The sequence below is a fragment of the Niallia sp. genome (genome assembly GCF_031978665.1).
Classification (GTDB): domain Bacteria; phylum Bacillota; class Bacilli; order Bacillales; family Cytobacillaceae; genus Niallia.
This window is the reverse complement of record NZ_DALZDK010000018.1, coordinates 68,376-90,979: the sequence shown is the minus strand read 5'-3', so window position 1 is coordinate 90,979 and position 22,604 is coordinate 68,376. Positions and strand designations below refer to the sequence as shown.

Annotated in this window: 19 protein-coding genes; 17 read left to right on the top strand and 2 right to left on the bottom strand. The window is 37.6% G+C overall.

The features are described from left to right. Window positions 1–19: 19 nt before the first annotated feature. The 4 genes from purM (at window position 20) to purD (ending at window position 4,542) form a co-directional block, all read left to right on the top strand. Window positions 20–1,051, top strand: coding sequence for a phosphoribosylformylglycinamidine cyclo-ligase (purM, locus tag RTL21_RS11715; protein ID WP_312096070.1), 1,032 nt, complete (start codon window positions 20–22; stop codon window positions 1,049–1,051). A gap of 16 nt (window positions 1,052–1,067) precedes the next feature. Beyond that, window positions 1,068–1,652: a phosphoribosylglycinamide formyltransferase gene (gene purN / locus RTL21_RS11710; protein WP_312096069.1), complete on the top strand. Its 585-nt coding sequence runs from the start codon at window positions 1,068–1,070 to the stop codon at window positions 1,650–1,652. A 70-nt stretch (window positions 1,653–1,722) separates the two neighbouring features. Then, on the top strand, window positions 1,723–3,258 hold the full coding sequence (gene purH / locus RTL21_RS11705) for a bifunctional phosphoribosylaminoimidazolecarboxamide formyltransferase/IMP cyclohydrolase (RefSeq protein ID WP_312096068.1): 1,536 nt from the start codon (window positions 1,723–1,725) through the stop codon (window positions 3,256–3,258). A 27-nt stretch (window positions 3,259–3,285) separates the two neighbouring features. After that, window positions 3,286–4,542 carry a phosphoribosylamine--glycine ligase gene (gene purD / locus RTL21_RS11700; protein WP_312096067.1) on the top strand — a complete coding sequence of 419 codons (1,257 nt, stop codon included), beginning with the start codon at window positions 3,286–3,288 and terminating at the stop codon, window positions 4,540–4,542. Window positions 4,543–5,063: 521 nt separating this feature from the next. Here purD and RTL21_RS11695 read toward each other — a convergent pair. Then, window positions 5,064–5,948 carry an SDR family oxidoreductase gene (locus RTL21_RS11695; protein WP_312096066.1) on the bottom strand — a complete coding sequence of 295 codons (885 nt, stop codon included), beginning with the start codon at window positions 5,946–5,948 and terminating at the stop codon, window positions 5,064–5,066. Window positions 5,949–6,066: 118 nt separating this feature from the next. Further along, window positions 6,067–6,438, bottom strand: coding sequence for a YgaP-like transmembrane domain (locus RTL21_RS11690; protein ID WP_312096065.1), 372 nt, complete (start codon window positions 6,436–6,438; stop codon window positions 6,067–6,069). A gap of 170 nt (window positions 6,439–6,608) precedes the next feature. Between RTL21_RS11690 and RTL21_RS11685 the strand changes: the two genes are divergently transcribed. The 13 genes from RTL21_RS11685 (at window position 6,609) to gatB (ending at window position 22,362) form a co-directional block, all read left to right on the top strand. Beyond that, a complete protein-coding gene (locus tag RTL21_RS11685; protein ID WP_312096064.1) occupies window positions 6,609–8,354 on the top strand; it encodes an adenine deaminase C-terminal domain-containing protein in 1,746 nt (581 codons plus the stop codon). Window positions 8,355–8,502: 148 nt separating this feature from the next. Continuing rightward, window positions 8,503–9,543, top strand: a complete 1,041-nt coding sequence (locus RTL21_RS11680; RefSeq protein ID WP_312096063.1) for a DUF3048 domain-containing protein — start codon at window positions 8,503–8,505, stop codon at window positions 9,541–9,543. A 189-nt stretch (window positions 9,544–9,732) separates the two neighbouring features. After that, window positions 9,733–10,047 (top strand): YerC/YecD family TrpR-related protein, encoded by a 315-nt coding sequence (locus tag RTL21_RS11675; protein WP_312096062.1) that lies wholly within the window; start codon window positions 9,733–9,735, stop codon window positions 10,045–10,047. Window positions 10,048–10,461: 414 nt separating this feature from the next. Further along, a complete protein-coding gene (gene pcrB / locus RTL21_RS11670) occupies window positions 10,462–11,154 on the top strand; it encodes a heptaprenylglyceryl phosphate synthase (protein WP_312096061.1) in 693 nt (230 codons plus the stop codon). A gap of 54 nt (window positions 11,155–11,208) precedes the next feature. After that, window positions 11,209–13,440, top strand: a complete 2,232-nt coding sequence (gene pcrA, locus RTL21_RS11665; RefSeq protein WP_312096060.1) for a DNA helicase PcrA — start codon at window positions 11,209–11,211, stop codon at window positions 13,438–13,440. 19 nt (window positions 13,441–13,459) lie between these two features. Next, complete coding sequence (ligA, locus tag RTL21_RS11660; RefSeq protein WP_312096059.1) at window positions 13,460–15,484, top strand: NAD-dependent DNA ligase LigA; 2,025 nt, start codon at window positions 13,460–13,462, stop codon at window positions 15,482–15,484. Continuing rightward, entirely contained in the window at window positions 15,481–16,596 is a 1,116-nt protein-coding gene (locus tag RTL21_RS11655; protein ID WP_312096058.1) for a CamS family sex pheromone protein, read from the top strand. Before ligA ends, RTL21_RS11655 begins: the two co-directional genes overlap by 4 nt. A gap of 165 nt (window positions 16,597–16,761) precedes the next feature. Next, the gene (locus RTL21_RS11650) at window positions 16,762–17,217 is read left to right on the top strand and encodes a YueI family protein (protein WP_312096057.1); all 456 of its coding nucleotides are present in this window, start codon (window positions 16,762–16,764) and stop codon (window positions 17,215–17,217) included. A gap of 279 nt (window positions 17,218–17,496) precedes the next feature. Next, entirely contained in the window at window positions 17,497–17,925 is a 429-nt protein-coding gene (locus RTL21_RS11645; protein WP_312096056.1) for an organic hydroperoxide resistance protein, read from the top strand. 137 nt (window positions 17,926–18,062) lie between these two features. Continuing rightward, on the top strand, window positions 18,063–18,890 hold the full coding sequence (locus RTL21_RS11640) for a VanW family protein (RefSeq protein WP_312096055.1): 828 nt from the start codon (window positions 18,063–18,065) through the stop codon (window positions 18,888–18,890). Between the two features lie 271 nt (window positions 18,891–19,161). Continuing rightward, entirely contained in the window at window positions 19,162–19,452 is a 291-nt protein-coding gene (gatC, locus tag RTL21_RS11635) for an Asp-tRNA(Asn)/Glu-tRNA(Gln) amidotransferase subunit GatC (protein WP_312096054.1), read from the top strand. 12 nt (window positions 19,453–19,464) lie between these two features. Next, complete coding sequence (gatA, locus tag RTL21_RS11630; protein ID WP_312096053.1) at window positions 19,465–20,922, top strand: Asp-tRNA(Asn)/Glu-tRNA(Gln) amidotransferase subunit GatA; 1,458 nt, start codon at window positions 19,465–19,467, stop codon at window positions 20,920–20,922. A gap of 12 nt (window positions 20,923–20,934) precedes the next feature. Continuing rightward, the gene (gene gatB, locus RTL21_RS11625; protein WP_312096052.1) at window positions 20,935–22,362 is read left to right on the top strand and encodes an Asp-tRNA(Asn)/Glu-tRNA(Gln) amidotransferase subunit GatB; all 1,428 of its coding nucleotides are present in this window, start codon (window positions 20,935–20,937) and stop codon (window positions 22,360–22,362) included. Window positions 22,363–22,604 lie beyond the last annotated feature (242 nt).

Genomic DNA, 22,604 nt, shown 5'->3' with positions numbered 1-22,604 from the left:
ATATTTTAGGAGGCACAAAATGGCTGAGGCTTATAAACAAGCAGGTGTTAATATAGAGGCAGGCTATGAAGCAGTAACAAGAATGAAGAAGCATGTGAAAAAAACAATTCGTCCAGGTGTTATGGGTGGATTAGGCGGATTTGGCGGCATGTTTGATCTATCTGTTCTAAATTTGCAAAACCCTGTTTTAGTATCAGGAACTGATGGAGTAGGAACAAAGCTAATGCTTGCATTTATGCTGGATAAGCATGATACGATTGGAATCGATGCTGTGGCGATGTGTGTAAATGATATTGTCGTCCAAGGAGCAGAACCAATCTATTTCCTTGACTATATTGCTTGTGGAAAAGCAGAGCCTAGTAAAATTGAGGCAATTGTCAAAGGAATAGCAGATGGGTGTGAACAAGCTGGGTGTGCATTGGTAGGCGGAGAAACAGCGGAGATGCCAGGAATGTATGACGAAGAAGAATACGATTTAGCTGGCTTTGCTGTAGGAGCTTGTGAAAAAGAAAAGCTTATAACTTGTGAAACAATCCAAGCTGGAGATGTCCTGATTGGTCTAGCCTCTAATGGAATTCATAGCAATGGCTACTCCCTTGTCCGAAAGTTATTTTTCGAAAAAGCAAATATGTCTCTATCTGATTATATCGAGGAATTCGGTTGTACATTAGGGGAAGAATTGATCAAGCCAACGAGAATTTACGTGAAATCGGTTCTGTCTGCTTTAAAGGAATTTGATATTAAAGGTCTAGCACATATTACAGGTGGAGGATTTATCGAAAATATTCCAAGAATGCTTCCAGAAGGATTTGGAATGGAATTGGATGAATCAAACTGGGAAGTACCTGCTGTTTTTAAGAAAATGGAGCAGATTGGCGAAATTGATCGCAAAGAAATGTATAACATCTTTAATATGGGAACGGGAATGGTGCTTGCCGTCAGCAAGGAAATAGAAGAACAAGTCATTGACCATTTTACTCGTATTGGGGAAAATGCGTATACAATAGGAAAAGTTACAGAGGACGGGGAAATAAATATCATCCTCAAATAGTGGTGGAGGAATGTATATGAAGCGGATTGCTGTTTTTGCTTCTGGTAATGGTTCGAACTTTCAGGCAATAGTAAATGCGGTAAAACGAGGGGATTTGAATGCCTCTATTACCCTATTAGTCTCTGATAAACCGGGAGCTTATGTCATTGATAGAGCGATGAAAGAAGAAATACCCACCTTTGTTTTTGCAGCAAAGAATTATCAGGAAAAGGCAGATTATGAACGTGAAGTTTTAAAGCATGTAAAAGCAAATGAGATTGATTTAATCGTCCTTGCTGGATATATGAGATTAATAGGCGATACACTTTTACAAGCTTTTCCAGGAAAAATTATCAATGTTCATCCATCTTTACTGCCAGCTTTTCCAGGCAAGGATGCAATTGGCCAAGCATTAGAGGCAGGAGTTTCACAAACAGGGATTACCATTCATTATGTAGATGCTGGAATGGATACAGGGCCAATTATTGCTCAAGAGGCCATTACTTTGTCGGAAAAAGAAACAAGAGAAAGCATTCAGGAAAAAATTCAAGTATTGGAGCACCAACTATATCCACAGGTTATCCAAAATTTGCTTCATAAAAAAGAAGTATTCCATCAATAGATGAACGCATAAAACGAAAGACCATCATACTTAAGATATCAACAGGGATGAAATATCAGGGGGAATAATGATGAAAAAAAGAGTGTTAATTAGTGTTTCTGATAAAACAGGTATTACAGATTTTGCAAAAGAACTTCATGAATTAGGATTTGAGTTAATTTCTACAGGGGGAACAAAAAAAGCAATTCAAGATAGTGGGATTCCTGTAATGAGCGTGAGTGATGTCACGGGATTTCCTGAAATTCTAGAAGGAAGAGTGAAAACTTTAAATCCGTATATTCATGGTGGATTGCTTGCAAAATTTGATGAGCCAAGCCATATTGCACAATTAGAAGAGCACAAAATTGACCCAATTCAAATCGTTTGTGTTAATTTATATCCTTTCCAGCAAACGATTGCTAAGTCAGATGTAACGGTGGAAGACGCGATTGAAAATATAGATATCGGCGGACCAACAATGCTTCGTGCATCGGCAAAGAATCACCAGTATGTAACGGTAGTGGTAGATCCTGTTGATTATCAAACCGTTATTTCTGAATTAAAACAAGACGAGGAAGTATCGTTTGAAACGAGACGCAGACTTGCAGCAAAGGTATTCCGTCATACAGCTGCTTATGATGCCATGATTGCAGAATATATGACAGAGCTTACGCAAGAAGAAACGCCAGAAAAATTAACGGTGACGTATGAGTTGAAGCAATCCTTACGCTATGGAGAGAATCCTCATCAAAAGGCTGCATTTTATCGTAAACCATTAGGTTCTGAATTCTCGATTGCTAACGCAACCCAATTACACGGAAAAGAACTTTCTTACAACAATATCAATGATGCAGATGCAGCGATTCAAATCGTAAAAGAATTTGTAGAGCCTGCTGCAGTTGCGATTAAGCATAGTAATCCATGTGGAGTTGGAACAGGAGAAGATATTTTTACTGCTTTCACAAAAGCTTTTGAAGCAGATCCAGTTTCTATTTTCGGTGGGATTATTGCGTTAAATAGAGAAGTAGATGCAGAGACAGCTCAAAAACTACATGAAATTTTCTTAGAAATTGTTATTGCCCCTTCTTATTCCCAAGAGGCTTTAGATATTTTACAAGGAAAGAAAAATATCCGTTTATTAACGATTCCTTTTGAAACAGGTAGCAGTAAAGAAATGAAATTTACTTCGATTGAGGGTGGATTATTAACACAAGATTTTGACCGCTATTCTTTAGATGATGCAACGATTACAATCCCTACAGAGAAGAAACCTACAGATGAAGAGTGGGAAGCTCTTAAATTCGGCTGGAAAATCGTCAAGCATGTTAAATCAAATGCAATCGTAGTGAATAACAAAGAAATGACACTAGGCGTTGGTGCAGGACAAATGAATCGCGTCGGATCTGCAAAAATTGCCTTAGAGCAGGCTGGTGAAAAAGCAGTTGGTGCCGTGTTAGCGTCTGATGCATTTTTCCCAATGGATGATACGGTTGAAGCAGCAGCGAAAGCGGGTGTTACGGCGATTATCCAAACAGGTGGAAGTATTCGTGATGAAGATTCCATCAAGAAAGCTAATGAATATGGTATTGCAATGGTATTAACAGGAGTAAGACATTTCAAACATTAATATCTTTAAGCTTGGGGGATATAGAGAATGAAAGTACTTGTTATTGGCCGCGGTGGTCGGGAGCATGCGATTTGTACAAAAGTAAGCGAAAGTGAAAAAGTAGACACTGTTTTTGTGGCGCCAGGAAATGTTGGAATGACCGATGTGGCAGAGCGCATTGCGATAGAGGAAACAGAGGTAGCAAAACTGGTTGATTTTGCCTTAACGCAAAAAATTGATTTGACTATTGTAGGTCCAGAAGTACCGTTACTTCTTGGTGTAGTCGATCAATTTCAAGCTGCCGGATTAAAAGTATTTGGTCCAAATAAACGTGCTGCTGAAATTGAAGGAAGTAAATCATTCGCTAAAGACTTAATGAAGAAATATCAAATTCCAACTGGAGAATACCAAACTTTTTCTGATTATGAAGCAGCGAAAGCGTATATTGAGGAAAAAGGTGCACCAATTGTTATTAAAGCAGATGGATTAGCAGCTGGTAAAGGCGTAACTGTTGCTATGAATCTGGAAGAGGCCTTAGCTAGCATTAAAGAAATGCTTGTTGGCGAAAAATTCGGCAGTGCTTCTGCAACAGTCGTTATTGAGGAATTTTTAGCTGGAGAAGAATTTTCTTTAATGTCCTTTGTGGATGGAGAAACAGTAATCCCATTAGAAATTGCCCAAGATCATAAACGTGCCTTTGATGGAGATAAAGGACCCAATACAGGGGGAATGGGAGCTTATTCTCCAGTTCCACACATTGATTCTGCAATCGTGCAAACGGCAATTGAAACAATCGTTAAACCAACTGCAAAAGCAATGATAGCAGAAGATAGAGCATTTACAGGCATTTTATATGCTGGTTTAATTGCAACTGACAAAGGACCAAAAGTAATTGAGTTTAATGCAAGACTCGGCGATCCAGAAACACAAGTTATCTTACCACGCATGAAGTCCGATTTAGTGAAAGTTATTTTATCTGTTTTAAATGGAGAGACTCCAACAATCGAATGGTATGAAGAGGATATGCTAGGTGTAGTTATTGCATCAAAAGGCTATCCAGAGGCATATGAAAAAGGTGCTGTTATCCAAGGCTTAGATAAAATGGAAGATGTCTCTATTTTTCATGCAGGAACCGACCTAAATGAAGATGGTGCATTTACAACAGATGGCGGACGTGTTTTATTAATTGCTGCCAAGAGACGTACACTAAAAGATGCACAGGATAAGGTATATAAAGAATTAGAGAAATTAGAGAGCGATGGCGTTTTTTATCGAAAAGACATCGGCTTTAAGGCTATAAAATAAAGAAGTAATCCCTGTATGTAGCATTGGTTTAATCGATGATTGCATATGGGGATTTTTTGTTAATGGTATATGGTGTGGTAACAGAGGAAGCATCTCTGAGCCCGGAATCAAGCAAAAGTCATCTTCGAGGTAACAGAGGAAGCGTCTCTGAGCCCGAAATCAAGCAAAAGTCGTCTTCGAGGTAACAGAGGAAGCATCTCTGAGCCCGAAATCAAGCAAAAGTCGTCTTCGAGGTAACAGAGGAAGCGTCTCTGAGCCCGAAATCAAGCAAAAGTCATCTTCGAGGTAACAGAGGAAGCATCTCTGAGCCCGGAATCAAGCAAAAGTCATCTTCGAGGTAACAGAGGAAGCGTCTCTGAGCCCGAAATCAAGCAAAAGTCGTCTTCGAGGTAACAGAGGAAGCATCTCTGAGCCCGAAATCAAGCAAAAGTCGTCTTCAAGGTAACAGAGACTCCCCCTCTAAGCCCAATAACATAAAAAATCCAACCTATAGGTAACAGAGACACTTCCTCCATTTAAACTTAAGCCAATTCAATCCCACCGGTAATACCATATATTTGAGCAGTAACATAGCTAGATTCATTTGAAGCTAAAAATACGTAAGTACTTGAAAGTTCAACTGGCTGTCCAGCTCGTTGTAAAGGCGCTTGTTGGCCAAATGTTGGAATAGCTTCACTTGGTTGACCACCTGTAATTTGTAAGGCTGTCCAAATTGGACCTGGAGCAACAGAGTTTACGCGGATTCCTTTGGAAGCTAATTGTTTGGCAAGTCCGCGGGTAAAGCCGTTAATGGCGAATTTGGATGGTGCATAATCTAATAAGTTAGGACTAGGGTTATAGCCTTGAACAGAAGTGGTTGTAATGATAGAAGCACCTTTTGGCAAGTACGGAAGCGCCGCTTTAACAACCCAATATAAAGAGAATACATTTACTTCAAAGGTTTTACGAAGCTGTTCTGTTGATAAATCTAGGATATCTTCAACAGCTTGTTGTTTCCCTGCTACTAAAGCTAATACGTCTAATCCACCTAATTCCTGATAAGCCTTATCTACTAAATCTTTACAAAAACTCTCATCGCTTAAATCTCCTGGTATGAGTACAGCTTTATGGCCTTCTGCTTCAATTAATTTTTTCACCTCATCCGCATCTTCTTGTTCTGCAGGTAAGTAATTAATTGCTACATCTGCACCTTCACGAGCGTAAGCAATGGCGGCTGCACGACCAATTCCAGAATCACCACCAGTTACTAGTGCTTTTCGCCCTTTTAATCTTCCAGATCCCTTATAGCTTGTTTCCCCACAATCAGGCTGTGGATCCATTTTAGCCTGTACACCAGGAGGCTCCTGATACTGCTTTGGAAATTCATTTGTATAATAGAGATCCAATGGATTTTTAGGATTTGTCATTCCTTTCAGCTCCTTTTTCTTTTGTGTTATTGAATTTACCACATCAAAGCATTCCTAAACATGATTAAATCAAGGTAAAGGCTATCCAATATGTATATTGGATAGCCTTTACTAATCTTTATTTCTTCATATCTTCTGGAGAAAATATTTTTTCTGGACTAAATTGTTCCATCATTTCTGCTACTTCTCTAGAGGAGGTAGAATCTTTTTTCTCATCTTTAGGGGATGATGGTGTATGCGAACTTTGACTTTGAGAGTGGTTGTGCTGGAATTTAGGCATAATTGCATCCTTTTTCCCGTAAAGAGCAACAACTGGACAATAGCGGACGATTCCTTCTGCGATTTTCATTCCAGCAAGCAAGGCAATTAAAAAATACGATTGATTATAAGGCTTCTTTGCCATTTTTGCCGTGCTCCATCCGAGAAATGCACAACCAAGGGTAATCCGAATTAGCGCATTAATTAAACTTATATTTTGTTTTGGATTCATAAGTTTTGGTCCTCCTACATAAATTTAACAAAACGGTAATATGATTTGATATTTTATATGGTAAAATAATGTTAATCTTAGGAAATTACGATACAATTTCCTATTTGTTTAAAGAAAAATCGTTCCATTTTTTATATACATGAAGCATACATGAAAAGGGAGGAAGCGTAGTGTTAGCTCAGCGATATCGATGGAAAAACAAAGTTTTGCGTGACCATGTATCCATTTTGAATGGTGAAAAATCCCCCACAATTATTTTGAAAAATGCAACTTACTTAAATCAGATATTACGCAAGTGGCTTATAGCAAATATATGGATATATCAGGATAGAATCATTTATGTGGGCAAGGATATGCCCAAACGATTAGATCAAGCTGAAATTGTTGATTGCACCGATCTTTTTTTAGTTCCAGGATACATAGAACCACACGCGCATCCTTTTCAAATTTATAATCCCCTAACCTTAGCCCAATATACATCACAATTTGGAACAACTACACACGTAAATGATAACTTAGTTTTGGCTATGCAGTTAGAAAAAAAGAAAGCGTTTACTTTTTTGAGTTTTATGAAAGACATTCCATCCACGATATTGTGGTGGAGTAGATATGATGCCCAAACAGAGTTAAAAGAGGAAGAGCAAGTCTTTTCCCATGGAAATGTAAAAAGCTGGCTGGAGAATGATGCAGTCATTCAAGGTGGAGAATTAACTGGCTGGCCGAGACTTTTAGACGGTGATGATATGATGCTTCACTGGATGCAGGAGACAAAACGATTAAGAAAACGAATCGAGGGTCACTTTCCTGGTGCATCTGAAAAAACGTTGGCAAAATTAATGCTTCTAGGAGTAGATAGTGATCATGAGGCAATGACGGGAAAAGAAGTGCTAAATCGATTGCTGCAAGGATATAAAGTAAGTCTTCGTTATTCTTCTATTCGTCCAGATTTACCAAAATTATTAGAAGAAATCAAAGAATTGGGAATTGATCAGTATGATTATTTTATGCTAACAACAGATGGATCCCCATCCTCTTTTTACGAAAATGGACATATTGATCAGCTTATTCGGATTGCAATGAATCATGGTGTCCCATTAATCGATGCATATAATATGGCAACCATTAATATTGCTAAATATCATGGAATCGAACATTTACATGGAAATATTGCAACTGGAAGAGTCGCAAATATCAATTTGCTGAAAGCGAAAGATAATCCAACGCCTGTCTCTGTTTTAGCAAAAGGAATGTGGGTGAAAAAGGATGGAAAGGAAATAGAGGAAGCTTATCCTTCGGTTGATTGGGAGCAATTTGATTTAAGCCCATTAGATATAAATTGGAGTGTGAATAGCCTTGATATGCAATTTTCAATGCCTTTTGGAATTAGCTTGGAAAATGCGGTAATTACAAAACCATATTCCATCTCAATTAACGTCTCCGATGCTACTATGACAGAAGAACACGATGAATGCTATTTCATGTTGCTTGACCGAGAAGGAGAATGGCGTATAAATACTTTACTGAAGGGTTTTACAAATGAAATTGGCGGAATGGCTAGCTCCTATACAGGAGATGGAGATATTGTTTTATTAGGGAAAAGCCAGGCAGATATGATAATAGCATTTGAACGATTAAAAGAGATAGGCGGAGGAATTGTGTTAGTCAAAAATGGCCAGGTAGACATCGAAATTCCCTTGCCATTACGAGGAATGATGGCTTCCATACCAATGGCAGAACTAATAAAAAAAGAGAAGGAATTACTGAAATATATTAAAGAGAAAGGGTATCGGTATGAGGATCCCATTTATACCATTGTGTTTTTTACCTCAACCCATTTACCATATATTCGGATTACACAAAAAGGTTTATATGATGTAATGAATAAAAGTGTACTCTTTCCAGCGATAATGCGTTAAAATATAAAAGAGTCCCATTGTTTAATTTGAATATTCTGATATATTTAATAAGTAAAGATCTACTCCTTTAAAGCAAGGCTTAATAAGGGAGTAGATTTAAAGACACAAAGTATTTTCATATCGTGTCGATTGAAAATAGGAGGGGACTATGAAGAAAAGTTGTATTGTTTTTCTATTTCTGCTTCTCACCTTAACGGCTTGTAATAGTGATCCAAAGGAAGTAGGAAATCATAATGGTAATCAAACTGGCAATGGAGTAAAAGAGGAAGATGGAATAGCAAATCTTTCTACTTTGTATCCATTAACTGGTTTGCCTAGTAAAACAGAAAGTACGGCACGTGCAGTTACTGTTATGATTAATAATCACCCTGAGGCGAGACCCCAAACTGGACTTACAGATGCAGATATTGTTTATGAAGTATTGGCAGAAGGGGAGGTTACTCGTTTTCTAGCGGTTTTTCAAAGTACAAAGCCTCAGGTAGTTGGTCCTGTCCGTAGCTCACGAGATTATTATATTGAGCTGGCGAAGGGGTTTAATAGCCTGTATATCGCTCATGGATATAGTCCAGAAGCAAAAAAACTACTTACAAACGGTTATATTGATAATTTAAACGGGATGGAGTATGATGGAACCCTCTTTAAACGGTCCTCTGACCGAGTTGCCCCTCATAATTCTTACATAAGCTTTGCCAATATTGAAAAGGGCGCAAAGGAGAATAATTATTCGCTCGCAGGAGCACCAAAACCTTTATTATTTTTAAAAACAAAGGAATTAGAGGAAATTGAGGGAGAAGAGGCCACCTCTGTTAGTATTAATTATGGTAATAATCCAAGCTTTAATTCACGGTTTTTATATGAAAAAGATGTACAGAAATATATCCGTTTTTCTAATGGAGAACAAACAGTAGATAATGAAACAAATGCATCCGTTGCAGTAGATAATGTTTTTATTATTGAGACCAGTCATAAGGTAATTGATAATAAAGGAAGAAAAGAAATTGATTTAACATCTGGCGGCAAGGCGTATTTGTTGCAGCAAGGTAAGTGGCAGGAAGTTAATTGGAAAAATATTGACGGAAGACTTCTTCCATTTAAAGGAGATAAGCAGATTGGGTTTGTACCAGGGAAGACATGGGTAAATATTATTCCTTCTAGTCCTGGATTAAAGAACGCTATTACGCTGAAATAATAATCGAAGCATGCGAATATGTAGACTTCTTCGCATTTAAAAAGCCAAAAATATGTTTGTTTGGAGAGGCGTCGGATCGCCCCATGAAAAGCGAGCTGACGCCTAAGGCATCACAACTTTAACAACAGCATTTATTTAAAACTATATATAATCCATGAAAATAAAAGATGAAAAAAATGGAGGTTCCCTATGCAAATTGATAAATTAAGAGGAAGAGAGCTGGACCAATTATTTGAATCCATTCTTTCCCTCGAATCATTAGAAGAATGCTATCAGTTTTTTGATGACTTATGTACAGTTAATGAAATTCAATCACTATCGCAACGCCTAGAAGTAGCAAGAATGCTAAGAGAAGGTAATACTTATCACACCATTGAAAAAGAAACAGGCGCAAGTACTGCAACTATTTCTCGTGTAAAACGTTGCTTGAATTATGGAAATGATGCATACGAATTGGCGTTAGCACGTATTAAGAAAGAAGAACCGTCGAAAACCGAAGAATAAGGATTAAGGGATTGTCCGAAAAGAGTAAATCTGAACGATTTACACTTTTCGGACAACCCTTTTTCTATGGAAGTTTGATGTTTTTTATCGAAAACCATATACATTCCCTTTATAAAAATGAAACAATTACATCTGCCTTTTCGTCCAATACTAGGGAGGATTGGTTCCTTCCATTCTTTTTTAGCAGATATGAAAGAATAAGTTTTTGAAGACGATTTTTTTTCTAGCTCCAGTCCCCGTGTTTTCTATATCACAGGAAAGGTTGCTCCACCCCAAACGCTCCAAAACGGGTCCCCTCCGCTTTTCTGATCACCAAGAAATATTTACATGCAATTAAACGGAAGGATTTCTTTTTTGATGGAATATCTAATGCTATAATGAAATGATGTAATGGTTAGAATGGAGGAAGTTTGCATGTATGATGTGCGCGAATGGCGTCATGTATTTAAATTAGACCCGAATAAGGAAATCTCAGACGAGGCGCTTGATAGTTTGTGTGAGTCTGGTACAGATGCAATCATCATCGGTGGCACGGATGGAATCACGTTGGATAATGTATTAAATTTAATGGCTCGTGTCCGTCGTTACACTGTTCCTTGTATATTAGAAGTGTCAACAATAGATTCGGTTTCACCTGGATTTGATTTATATTTTATTCCTACCGTGTTAAATAGTAGTGATACGAAATGGATTACTGGTCTTCATCATGAAGCGGTAAAGGAATATGGAGAGCTCATGGATTGGGATGAATTTTTAATTCAGGGCTATTGTGTGTTAAATAAAGACTGTAAAGCAGCGAAGTTAACAAGTGCTCAAACGGAATTATCCGAAGAAGATATCGCAGCCTATGCTTTAATGGCAGAAAAGATGTTTCATTTGCCAATTTTTTATTTGGAATACAGCGGGGCATATGGAGATCCTGCATTCGTAAAAGCTGCTAAAAGCCAACTAAGCGAAACGGTTCTTTTCTATGGTGGAGGAATTGAAACAGTAGAACAGGCAAATGAAATGGGAAGCTATGCAGATGTAATTGTTGTCGGAAATATTATTTATAAAGACTTATCTGCTGCATTGAGTACGGTAAAAATAAAAAAGAGCAATCGTTGAATATACAATGAGGCTAGGTTAAAATAGAATATATGTTCTTATGGTGGTGAAAAGATGCAATTTTTAACAGATAAAATATTAAATGGATTAAACCCAGAACAGAAGGAAGCTGTTAAAGCAACAGATGGTCCTTTGTTAATTATGGCTGGAGCAGGAAGTGGAAAAACCCGAGTTTTAACACAGAGAATTGCCTATCTTATGGTGGAAAAGGGAATTAATCCATACAATATCTTGGCAATTACGTTTACAAATAAAGCAGCAAAGGAAATGCGTCAAAGGATTGCAGCTGTTTTAGGTGGAGCAAGTGAAGAAATATGGATATCAACCTTTCACTCCATGTGTGTACGAATTCTAAGAAAAGATATTGATCGAATTGGTTATAACCGTAATTTTACGATATTAGATACAACAGATCAGCAGTCTGTCATTAAAGGCATTCTAAAAGACCGCAATATCGATCCAAAGAAATATGATCCTCGTGCTATTCTAGCAAGTATTAGTTCTTCAAAGAATGAACTTGTTACTCCAGAAGAATTTGCGAAGACTGCAGGCGATTACTTCTCTCAAATTGTCAGTGATGTATATACAGAGTATCAAAGACGTTTACGTAAAAACCAAGCGTTGGATTTCGATGATTTAATTATGCAGACAATCCATCTTTTTCAAAGAGTACCGGAAGTGCTGGAATATTATCAACGCAAATTTCAATATATTCATGTGGATGAGTATCAGGATACGAATAGATCCCAATATATGCTTGTAAAGCTTCTAGCAAGCAGATTCCGCAATCTATGTGTAGTGGGTGATTCCGATCAGTCCATTTATGCATGGCGTGGTGCGGATATTTCAAATATCCTTTCTTTTGAAAAAGATTATCCGAATGCAAAAGTAGTGATGTTGGAACAAAACTACCGTTCCACAAAACGCATTCTACAGGCTGCAAATCAGGTAATTGCCAATAATTCTGGTCGTAAAGATAAAAACTTATGGACAGAAAATGAAGATGGCAACAAGATTTACTATTATCGAGCGGATAGTGAGCAAGGGGAAGCACAATTTGTTATTGGGAAAATTCAGGAATTAAGAAGAGAAAGTTCCCTTAATTTATCAGATATAGCTATACTTTATCGTACGAACGCACAATCTCGTGTAATGGAGGAAATGCTTCTTAAGTCTAATATTGAATATTCGATTGTTGGAGGTATAAAGTTCTACGATCGAAAGGAAATTAAGGATACACTAGCTTATCTTCGCTTAATCGCTAATCCTGATGATGATATTAGTTTCCAACGAGTAATTAATGTTCCAAAGCGTGGAATCGGATCTAGCTCTGTTGATAAAATCGCCAATTTCGCAGCCATGCATGATATGTCCATGTATCAAGCATTAGAAGCTGTTGAATTAATTGGCTTAAGTCCAAAGATTACAAAGGCTGCGAGTGAATTCCGTGATTTGATTCAAAATTACACGAGAATGCAGGAATATTTATCTGTGACAGAGCTAGTTGAGGAAGTAATCGATAAATCTGGATATGTAGACATGTTAAAAGCAGAAAAATCGATTGAATCTCAAAGTAGATTAGAAAATATTGAAGAATTTATGTCTGTATCCAAGAACTTTGAAGAAGCAAATGATGATAAATCATTAATTGCTTTCTTAACAGATTTAGCATTGGTTGCTGATATTGATAAATTGGATGATGACGGCAATCAAGCAGATTCTGTTGTCTTAATGACCTTGCATTCAGCAAAAGGGTTGGAATTCCCAATTGTCTTTTTAATTGGCTTGGAAGAAGGAGTATTTCCTCATTCTCGTTCGTTGATGGAAGAAACGGAAATGGAAGAGGAACGCCGTCTTGCATATGTAGGAATCACACGGGCAGAAAAGCAGTTGTATTTAACAAATGCGCAGATGAGAACGTTATTTGGACGTACCAATATGAATCCACCTTCTCGCTTTGTTAAAGAAATTCCGGAGGATTTACTAGAAGGACTAAGTCCAGTTAACAATCGACAAAGAATGGCTCCATCACAAAATGGAACTCGAAACTCCTATGTGCAACAACAGCCAACAAGAAAAGCTGTCATTCGCCCTGCAACTGTAGCAACGGGTGGAGAAGGAATCGAATGGAATATAGGAGACAAAGCTGTTCATGGAAAATGGGGTACTGGTACGGTTGTTAGTGTAAAAGGAGAAGGCGATTCAAAAGAGCTAGACATTGCTTTTCCTAGCCCAGTAGGCATTAAACGGCTGTTGGCCAAATTTGCACCGATTCAAAAAGGATAAGGAAGAAAGGAAAGGGTATATGGAACAAAACCTTGCAGAAAAGCGAGTAAAAGAGCTGCATAATTTATTAAATCAATATGGGTATGAATATTATGTTCTGGATAATCCTTCTGTTCCTGATGCAGAATATGACAAATTATTAAATGAATTAATCCGTTTGGAAGAACAATTTCCAAGCTTAAAAACCAATGATTCTCCCTCACAACGAATTGGTGGAGAAATACTGGATATGTTCTCAAAGGTTCAGCATCAAAAACCGATGCTGAGCTTAGGGAATGCATTTAATGAGGCGGATTTGCGCGACTTTGATCGGAAGGTTCGTGGGGCTATTGGGGAAGATTTTTCATATGTCTGTGAATTGAAGATAGATGGACTTGCTGTTTCCCTTCGATATGAGAATGGCTTATTTGAGCAAGGTGCAACGAGAGGAGACGGAACAACTGGAGAAGATATTACAGCGAATTTGAAAACGATTCGCTCCATTCCGCTCCGTTTAAATCAATCGGTGAATATAGAAGTTCGCGGTGAAGCATTTATGCCGAAAAAATCCTTTGAAGCACTGAATAAAATAAAGGATGAAAACGGGGAAGAGCCATTTGCAAATCCTCGAAATGCTGCTGCAGGTTCTTTACGTCAATTAGATCCACGCATTGCGGCATCACGAAATCTGGATATCTTTCTTTATGCGATCGGGGATGTCGGGCAGACTGGCGTTCAATCCCATAGTGAAGGTCTTGATTTATTAGACACACTTGGTTTTAAGACAAACAAAGAAAGAAAAAAATGTGCAACGATTGAGGATGTTTTACAGTATATTGAAGGCTGGCAAGAGAAACGACCACATTTGCCATATGAAATAGATGGAATTGTGATAAAAGTAGACGGTTTAGCTCATCAAGATCAGCTTGGAACAACCGCTAAAAGTCCAAGATGGGCAATAGCTTACAAATTCCCTGCAGAAGAAGTAATGACAAAGCTTCTTAATATTGAACTAAATGTCGGCAGAACCGGTGTCGTGACGCCAACTGCTGTGCTTGAACCAGTAAAGGTTGCTGGGACAACAGTGAAAAGAGCATCTTTACATAACGAGGATCTAATACGGGAGAAAGATATTAGACTCGGTGACATGGTTGTTGTCAAAAAAGCAGGCGATATTATTCCAGAAGTAGTGAATGTTCTAGTGGAAAAAAGAACGGGAGAAGAAGAAGAATTTCTGATGCCCACTCATTGCCCAGAATGTAATAGCGAACTTGTACGATTAGAAGAAGAAGTAGCATTGCGCTGTATCAATCCAAAATGCCCAGCACAAATTAGAGAAGGCTTAATTCATTTTGTTTCTAGAAATGCAATGAATATTGATGGACTTGGTGAGCGAGTAGTAAGCCAATTATTTTCCGAAAAATTAATTGAAGATGTTGCGGATCTATACACATTGGAATTCGAGCAACTGATTGAATTAGAAAGAATGGGCGAAAAGTCTGTTAATAATTTATTGCAAGCAATTGAGAAATCGAAACAAAACTCCCTTGAAAGGCTGTTATTTGGCTTAGGAATTAGACATGTGGGAGCAAAAGCAGCGAAAACGATTGCGATGGAATTCAAACATATGGATCAGCTTATGGTAGCAACCAAAGAGGATTTAACAGCTGTTAATGAAATTGGAGAAAAAATGGCCGATTCCATCGTCACTTTTTTCGAACAGGAAGAAGTATTAGAATTAATTACAGAGCTCAAAGCTTATGGCGTTAACATGGCATATACAGGTCCATTACCAGTAGCAACAGAAGAGGCAGATTCTGTTTTTGCGGGCAAAACAATCGTATTAACAGGAAAGTTAGAACAGCTTTCTCGTAATGAAGCAAAAGAACAGATTGAATTACTTGGTGGGAAAATAACCGGAAGTGTCAGCAAGAAAACAGACTTAGTTATTGCAGGAGAAGATGCAGGAAGTAAACTAACAAAAGCCGAACAGTTAGGCATTGAAGTGTGGGATGAGGAAAGACTCATGGAAGAATTGAAGAATAAAGGTGTGTTTAAGGAATGAAAAAACACGTAATAATGGTGCTGGGACTAGTATTGATCCTATCCGCTTGTGCACCAAACTTTAATAAGGAAGAAAAAGTAAAGACAGAAGACGTAGATAGTAATACGACAGAAACAGCGATTATTCCAAACTATAAAATCTCTGAAGATTATTATAAGGTAGTCGTTCCATTTAAAGCTTCTGAAGCAAGGGGATTAGTCGTTAATAATTTAAATACGCGCTATGATATTGCCGAATTCGAAACGGGCTTAATGCGAATTGCGCAAAATGCATATGATCCAGAACAATACTTTTTCCAAGAAGGACAGTATTTAAATAAAGATATAATTTCTAGTTGGCTAGGTAGAAAATCAAGCAAGAATGCTGAAGGCTTAAATCCGGCTGGCAAGGAAAATGGAAAAGAACCCATTTATTTAGCCCATATACTTGAGCATGATTACTTAGTAAAAACCGATGATAACAGTTTGAAGCTTGGTGGAATATCAATTGGTTTGGCTATGAATTCTGTCTACTCCTATGAGGAAAAGGGAGCGGTAAAAGAACTTAAAATAGATCGAACAAAGCTTGAAAAAGAAGGAAAGAAAATTGCGGCAGAGGTGGTAAAAAGAATTAGAGGAGTGGAAGGACTTGAACAGGTTCCAATCATTATTTCTCTTTTTGAACAAAAAGAAAGCTCTTCTGTTGTGCCTGGAAACTTCTTTGCTTACTCAAAGGTTGCAGGAAACAGCAAAAGTATAGGTGACTGGGAAGATATTAATGAAAAATATATTTTATTCCCAAGCTCGGATACGAAATATAAGTCAGAAGCAGACGCATTTTCTTACTTTAAGCAAGATATTGAAAAGTATTTTCCAAACTTTAACGGAGTTGTCGGGAGAGCTTTCTATGTTAATGATAAAATGCAGGACTTGAGCATTGAGATTCCTATTCAATTTTATGGGGAAGCAGAAGCTTTAGGATTCACCCAATTTGTAGCAGGAAAAGTTATGGAACATTTTCCTCCAAATAACAACTCATCTGTACAGGTTAGTATTACATCTGTTTACGGTCCAGAATCATTAATTGTACTGGATGTTGATGCAGAAGAACCGTATATTCATATTTATGAGTAAAGACTAGAGAGTGTTAGACATCATGCTTCCCTTAAAAAGTGGAATGAGTGATGCCCTAATACTCTTCTTTTGTATAATGAAAAAAATTAAAAAAAGATACAAGGTTTTTTATTGGCAGAGTAGAGTATAGTATGGAAGAGGAATCTATTTGAAGGAGTTGTGAGTATGTCATCAAACCCTAACTTAGATGATTATATGCAAAAGGGCATGTATGGGGCAAAGGAAACAAAGCCAGAGGAACGAAGAAAATTTCTTGGTACCCTTAGAGAAAGAGTTGTGATTGCATTAAGCCAATCTCAAGTAATTGACTCATCACTCTACAAAGAAATACCAGATGCTATGAAAAAGAATACTGGAGCGAAATTATATTTAAATGGTCATTTAGACTATTCGTACTTGTCAAAGTATATAAAGGAAGCTAACCAAGCAAAGATGGAATATACAATTGTAACCAATAAAGATGCAGATAGTGAAATTGGCTTATTGATTGCTTATGATTATGCGATAAATAAAGAAAATATTTATGTTGGAGAACAAAAAACGAATACAGCAGAAGAGGAATTGCTGGAAGAGAATCAGAAAAAGGGATTATTTAAGACGATTGGAAAATGGTTTAGTTAAATGGGGAAAGGCTCAAAAAGTGGAATCTTTTTGGGCTATTTTTTTAAGAAATCCCGTTGATTTCCTCTATTTCCCGCAGAAGTTAAATGTCTTTCGCTTCAATCAACTCAGAGAAAATACAATCTAATTATGAGAATAGCTATTACATAATCATTGTCAGCATGTTTACTTCTCCTAAAAAAGGTAAATAAGAAAAGAGATAGGACAAACTATTTTTTGTGTAATTAAAATGTGTGCAATGTATTTATGAAGAATAATAAATTATTGGAGGAATGAATCATGAGTGATACAGTTCTTACAACATCTGTTACAGCAACTGGAGGAAGAGAAGGTCGGGTAGAATCTGAGGATTATGTTATTCAATTTGATACAGCGATGCCAGGGACCCAAAGAGCGAAGGAATTGGAGGATGCAACAAATCCTGAGCAACTATTTGCGGCAGGGTATGCAGCTTGTTTTGATGGAGCATTACAATTAATGGCGCAAAAAGAAAACGTAGAATTCCAATCAGAAACAACAGCCAATGTAAGCTTACTGAAAGATGAAACCGATGATGGATTTAAGATAGGGGTAACATTATCAGTAAAAGGCACGGGTATCGAAAAAGAAGTGCTGGAGGATCTTGTCCACAAAGCTCATAATTTCTGTCCATACTCTAAAGCGACTAGAGGAAATATTGAAGTGAAATTAGAAGTAGTTACAGCTTAAATAAGGGAAAAAGAGAGCAGAGATTCGATTTCTTCTGCTCTCTTTTTTTGTGCATTAAGGATTACATCTTTTTAAAAAGAAGGATTTAATAAAATTTTAGCGAAGTAAATGAGAAAAGGGAAAAAATGGAGAATGTGATGAATATAACAGCACTAAGACCGAAAAAAAGGTCAGCATTTCGTCTTTATTTTGGGAAGAAATATTATACGACAAAGAGATATGTACAATGGATTATATCAAGAAAACAATATGCAAAGAAAAAACAGGCGAAGTTATTACCATATACCTATTTCAGACATAAAACAGTGCTGTTAAGAGAGTTAAAGGATATTGATATGGAGCTACAGTATAATAAAATTATCAATTTAAAATTGGCAGTTGCAAAAATAAACGAGATTGTAATAGAACCAGGAGAAACCTTCTCGTATTGGAGAATGATTGGCAAGCCTACCTATAAAAAGGGGTTTGTAGACGGGATGGTTCTTTATTCCGGAAGCTATCGGACTGGAGTAGGTGGAGGACTATGCCAGCTGTCTAATCTTATTTATTGGATGACGTTGCATACTCCGTTAACAGTAGTGGAAAGACATCGCCATAGCTATGATGTTTTTCCTGATTCGAACCGAACACAGCCGTTTGGTAGTGGAGCAACCTGTTCCTACAATTATTTGGATTTGCAAATCAAGAATGAAACAGATATTCCTTTTCAGTTATGTTTAGAAGTGACCGATTCCCATTTACAAGGAGAATGGAGAGGAGCGTCACCAAGTTTAACTCGTTATGAAGTATTTGAAAAGGCACATCAAATCACTCCAGCTTATTTTGGGGGCTATATACGTCACAATCAAATTTACCGAAAAAAATACAATAGAAGAGGCGTATTATTGGAAGAAGAGTATATAACAGAAAATCATGCGTTAATGATGTATGAACCCCTTCTTTCCTCCACTGAAAGTACACTTTAAAAAAGAGGGGACTCCCTCTTTTTTTCTGATAGATTTTTAACTGAATAAGTAAAGGAGACGAGAATCAAGGGAGACATAATGGTATAATTGGATAGATTGTAACAATTTAAGTAGAGCGTAGATTAAATGTCTAATTATAGAAAAAAACAACAATCTTTGAGGAAATAGCCGTCTAATAAGATATATTCCTTCTTTCGGTTGCTTTCCTAATGATTTGTTTGATATTATCAGATTATTGTGTTGTACGTATTATGATGGAGGTGACATATATATGTCAAGAATTACGAAGGAAGAAGTAAAGCATGTTGCTAATCTTGCTAGACTTGCGATATCGGAAGAGGAAGCAGAGCTTTTTCAAAAGCAATTAGATGCTATTATTTCGTTTGCAGAGCAACTAAATGAATTAGATACGGAGGGAATTGAGCCAACCTCCCACGTGTTAGATATGAAAAATGTATTACGTGAAGATGTACCAACAAAGGGATTACCTGTAGAGGAAGTTTTACGTAATGCGCCAGATCATCAGGATGGACAAATTAAAGTACCATCTATCATTGAGTAAGGAGGGGAAAACATGAGTCTTTTTGATCAAAAGATGACGGATTTACACGAATTATTACATAAAAAAGAGATATCTGTTACTGATTTAGTAAAAGAATCATATAATCGCATAAAAGATGTAGATGAGAAAGTACAGGCATTTTTAACCTTAGATGAAGAAAATGCTTTATCACAAGCTAGTGCTTTAGATAGTAAGCTTGTAAATGGGGAACATTCCGGAAGCCTATTTGGAATGCCGATTGGTATAAAGGATAATATCGTTACGAAGGATTTAAGAACAACATGCTCTAGTAAAATCTTGGAGAATTTCCAGCCTATCTATAATGCCACTGTTATGGACAAGCTACAAGCAGCTGGGGCTATAACGATTGGAAAGTTAAATATGGACGAGTTTGCTATGGGGTCTTCAACGGAGAATTCTTATTACCAAAAAACAAAAAATCCATGGAACCTAGAGACAGTTCCTGGTGGTTCATCAGGTGGCTCTGCCGCTTCTGTAGCAGCAGGTGAAGTGTTTTTTTCACTTGGATCGGATACTGGTGGTTCGATTCGTCAACCAGCAGCATTCTGTGGGGTTGTCGGCTTAAAACCTACATATGGTAGAATTTCACGCTTTGGTCTAGTTGCATTTGCATCCTCACTGGATCAAATAGGCCCAATTACACGTACGGTAGAAGATAATGCTTTCTTACTGAATGCCATTTCTGGATTAGACCCAATGGATTCTACTTCGGCAAATGTAGAAGTTCCTGATTTTACAAAAGGACTAACCGGAGATGTAAAAGGCATGAAAATAGCCGTTCCGAAAGAGTACCTAGCAGAAGGAGTAAACGAAGCAGTTCGTCAATCCGTGCTTGATGCCTTAAAAGTGCTAGAGAAATTGGGTGCTACATGGGAAGAAGTGTCCTTGCCACATAGTAAATATGCCCTTGCAACTTATTATTTATTATCTTCTTCGGAAGCATCTGCAAACCTTTCACGCTTTGATGGTGTTCGCTATGGCTATCGTGCAGATAATGTTGAAACATTGATCGATCTATATAAACGTTCTCGTGCTGAAGGCTTTGGAGATGAAGTAAAGCGTAGAATTATGCTTGGAACCTTTGCTTTAAGTTCTGGCTATTATGATGCCTATTATAAAAAAGCACAAAAAGTACGTACTTTAATCAAAAAAGATTTTGAAGATGTATTTGAAAAGTATGATGTCATTATTGGACCAACTACTCCAACGCCTGCCTTTAAGTTAGGGGAAAATGTAGACGATCCATTAACGATGTATGCAAATGATATATTGACGATCCCAGTGAACCTAGATGGCGTACCAGGTATTTCAGTTCCTTGTGGTTTCTCTAACGGTTTACCGCTTGGTTTACAAATTATCGGTAAACACTTTGATGAAGCATCTGTGTATAAAGTGGCCTATGCGTTCGAGCAGGCAACGGATTATCATAACCAAAAACCAACGCTGTAAGGGGTGAAAAAAATGGAATTTGAAACAGTCATTGGGCTAGAGGTCCATGTAGAGTTAAAAACACAATCAAAAATATTCTCAGCAAGCCCAAATCATTTTGGTGCAGCGCCGAATACAAATACAACAGTAGTCGATTTAGGCTATCCTGGCGTACTACCTGTTTTAAATAAAAAAGCAGTAGAATATGGCATGAAGGCATCGATGGCATTAAATTGCGAAATAGCGACTGAAACAAAATTTGACCGTAAAAACTATTTTTATCCAGACAATCCGAAAGCGTATCAAATCTCGCAATTCGATAAGCCAATTGGAGAACATGGCTGGATTGAAATTGAAGTCGATGGATATAAGAAAAAAATTGGCATTACCCGCGTTCATTTAGAAGAGGATGCTGGGAAATTAAATCATGAGAAAGGATATTCGTTAGTGGACTTTAACCGTCAAGGAACTCCATTAATCGAAATCGTTTCTGAGCCAGATATTCGCACACCCAATGAAGCATATGCTTACTTAGAAAAATTAAAATCAATTGTTCAATATACAGGTGTTTCTGACTGTAAAATGGAAGAAGGATCTTTACGTTGTGATGCCAACATTTCCATTCGCCCAGTTGGGCAAGAGGAATTTGGAACAAAAACGGAGCTAAAAAACTTAAACTCCTTTAATTTTGTCCGTAAAGGATTAGAGTATGAAGAGCAACGCCAAAGAGAGGTTGTTTCTTCAGGCGGAGTCATTAACCAAGAAACGCGTCGCTTTGATGAAGCAACAAATACAACATTATTAATGCGTGTAAAAGAAGGTTCAGATGATTATCGTTATTTCCCAGAGCCTGATTTAACAGATCTATATATCGATGAAGATTGGAAAGCACGAATTCGCGCAGAAATTCCAGAGCTACCAGATGCAAGACAGAAGCGTTATATGGAAGAATGGAGCTTACCAGAATACGATGCGAAAGTATTAACCGTTACGAAGGAGATGGCTGATTTCTTCGAAGGAACTGTTGCAAACGGTGCTGATCCAAAGCTTGCTTCTAACTGGGTGATGGGAGATGTTTCTGCCTACTTAAACGCTGAACAAAAAGAGCTAGCGGAAGTAAAGCTAACTCCAGAAAACCTTGCTGGCATGATTAAGCTAATTGGAAATGGAACGATTTCTAGTAAAATTGCAAAACAAGTTTTTAAAGAGCTAATCGAAAATGGCGGCGATGCAGAAGCGATTGTCAAAGAGAAGGGGCTAGTGCAAATTTCCGATGAAGGAGCTTTATTGAAAATCATCGGAGAAGTATTGGATAACAACCCTCAATCAATTGAAGACTTTAAAAATGGAAAACAAAAAGCAATTGGTTTCCTTGTTGGTCAATTGATGAAAGCGACAAAAGGACAGGCTAACCCGCAAATGGTAAATAAATTATTAGTTGAAGAAATGAATAAGAGATAAAAGGGGAATATTCCCTTTAGCTGTCAGCAAACGCAGAATAGGCGATTTTGTTGGCAGCTTTTTTGTTAATCGTTATAGGGCTTGGAGCCTGTGTCCGAGAGCGAAGGGAAAAGTAGGAAAAGGTAACAGAGAATCGTCCTCTGTGCCCGAGCGCAAGAAATTTAGCCGAAAAAGGTAACAGAGGACCGCTTTCTGAGCCCGAACGCAAGAAATTTAGCCGAAAAAGGTAACAGAGGACCGCT

What these genes read in the sequence shown, in the direction of transcription:
- purM (WP_312096070.1), top strand. Translation starts at nt 20, where the DNA reads ATGGCTGAGGCTTATAAACAAGCAGGTGTTAATATAGAGGCAGGCTAT.
- purN (WP_312096069.1), top strand. Translation starts at nt 1,068, where the DNA reads ATGAAGCGGATTGCTGTTTTTGCTTCTGGTAATGGTTCGAACTTTCAG.
- purH (WP_312096068.1), top strand. Translation starts at nt 1,723, where the DNA reads ATGAAAAAAAGAGTGTTAATTAGTGTTTCTGATAAAACAGGTATTACA.
- purD (WP_312096067.1), top strand. Translation starts at nt 3,286, where the DNA reads ATGAAAGTACTTGTTATTGGCCGCGGTGGTCGGGAGCATGCGATTTGT.
- RTL21_RS11695 (WP_312096066.1), bottom strand. Translation starts at nt 5,948, where the DNA reads ATGACAAATCCTAAAAATCCATTGGATCTCTATTATACAAATGAATTT.
- RTL21_RS11690 (WP_312096065.1), bottom strand. Translation starts at nt 6,438, where the DNA reads ATGAATCCAAAACAAAATATAAGTTTAATTAATGCGCTAATTCGGATT.
- RTL21_RS11680 (WP_312096063.1), top strand. Translation starts at nt 8,503, where the DNA reads ATGAAGAAAAGTTGTATTGTTTTTCTATTTCTGCTTCTCACCTTAACG.
- RTL21_RS11675 (WP_312096062.1), top strand. Translation starts at nt 9,733, where the DNA reads ATGCAAATTGATAAATTAAGAGGAAGAGAGCTGGACCAATTATTTGAA.
- pcrB (WP_312096061.1), top strand. Translation starts at nt 10,462, where the DNA reads ATGTATGATGTGCGCGAATGGCGTCATGTATTTAAATTAGACCCGAAT.
- pcrA (WP_312096060.1), top strand. Translation starts at nt 11,209, where the DNA reads ATGCAATTTTTAACAGATAAAATATTAAATGGATTAAACCCAGAACAG.
- ligA (WP_312096059.1), top strand. Translation starts at nt 13,460, where the DNA reads ATGGAACAAAACCTTGCAGAAAAGCGAGTAAAAGAGCTGCATAATTTA.
- RTL21_RS11655 (WP_312096058.1), top strand. Translation starts at nt 15,481, where the DNA reads ATGAAAAAACACGTAATAATGGTGCTGGGACTAGTATTGATCCTATCC.
- RTL21_RS11650 (WP_312096057.1), top strand. Translation starts at nt 16,762, where the DNA reads ATGTCATCAAACCCTAACTTAGATGATTATATGCAAAAGGGCATGTAT.
- RTL21_RS11645 (WP_312096056.1), top strand. Translation starts at nt 17,497, where the DNA reads ATGAGTGATACAGTTCTTACAACATCTGTTACAGCAACTGGAGGAAGA.
- RTL21_RS11640 (WP_312096055.1), top strand. Translation starts at nt 18,063, where the DNA reads ATGAATATAACAGCACTAAGACCGAAAAAAAGGTCAGCATTTCGTCTT.
- gatC (WP_312096054.1), top strand. Translation starts at nt 19,162, where the DNA reads ATGTCAAGAATTACGAAGGAAGAAGTAAAGCATGTTGCTAATCTTGCT.
- gatA (WP_312096053.1), top strand. Translation starts at nt 19,465, where the DNA reads ATGAGTCTTTTTGATCAAAAGATGACGGATTTACACGAATTATTACAT.
- gatB (WP_312096052.1), top strand. Translation starts at nt 20,935, where the DNA reads ATGGAATTTGAAACAGTCATTGGGCTAGAGGTCCATGTAGAGTTAAAA.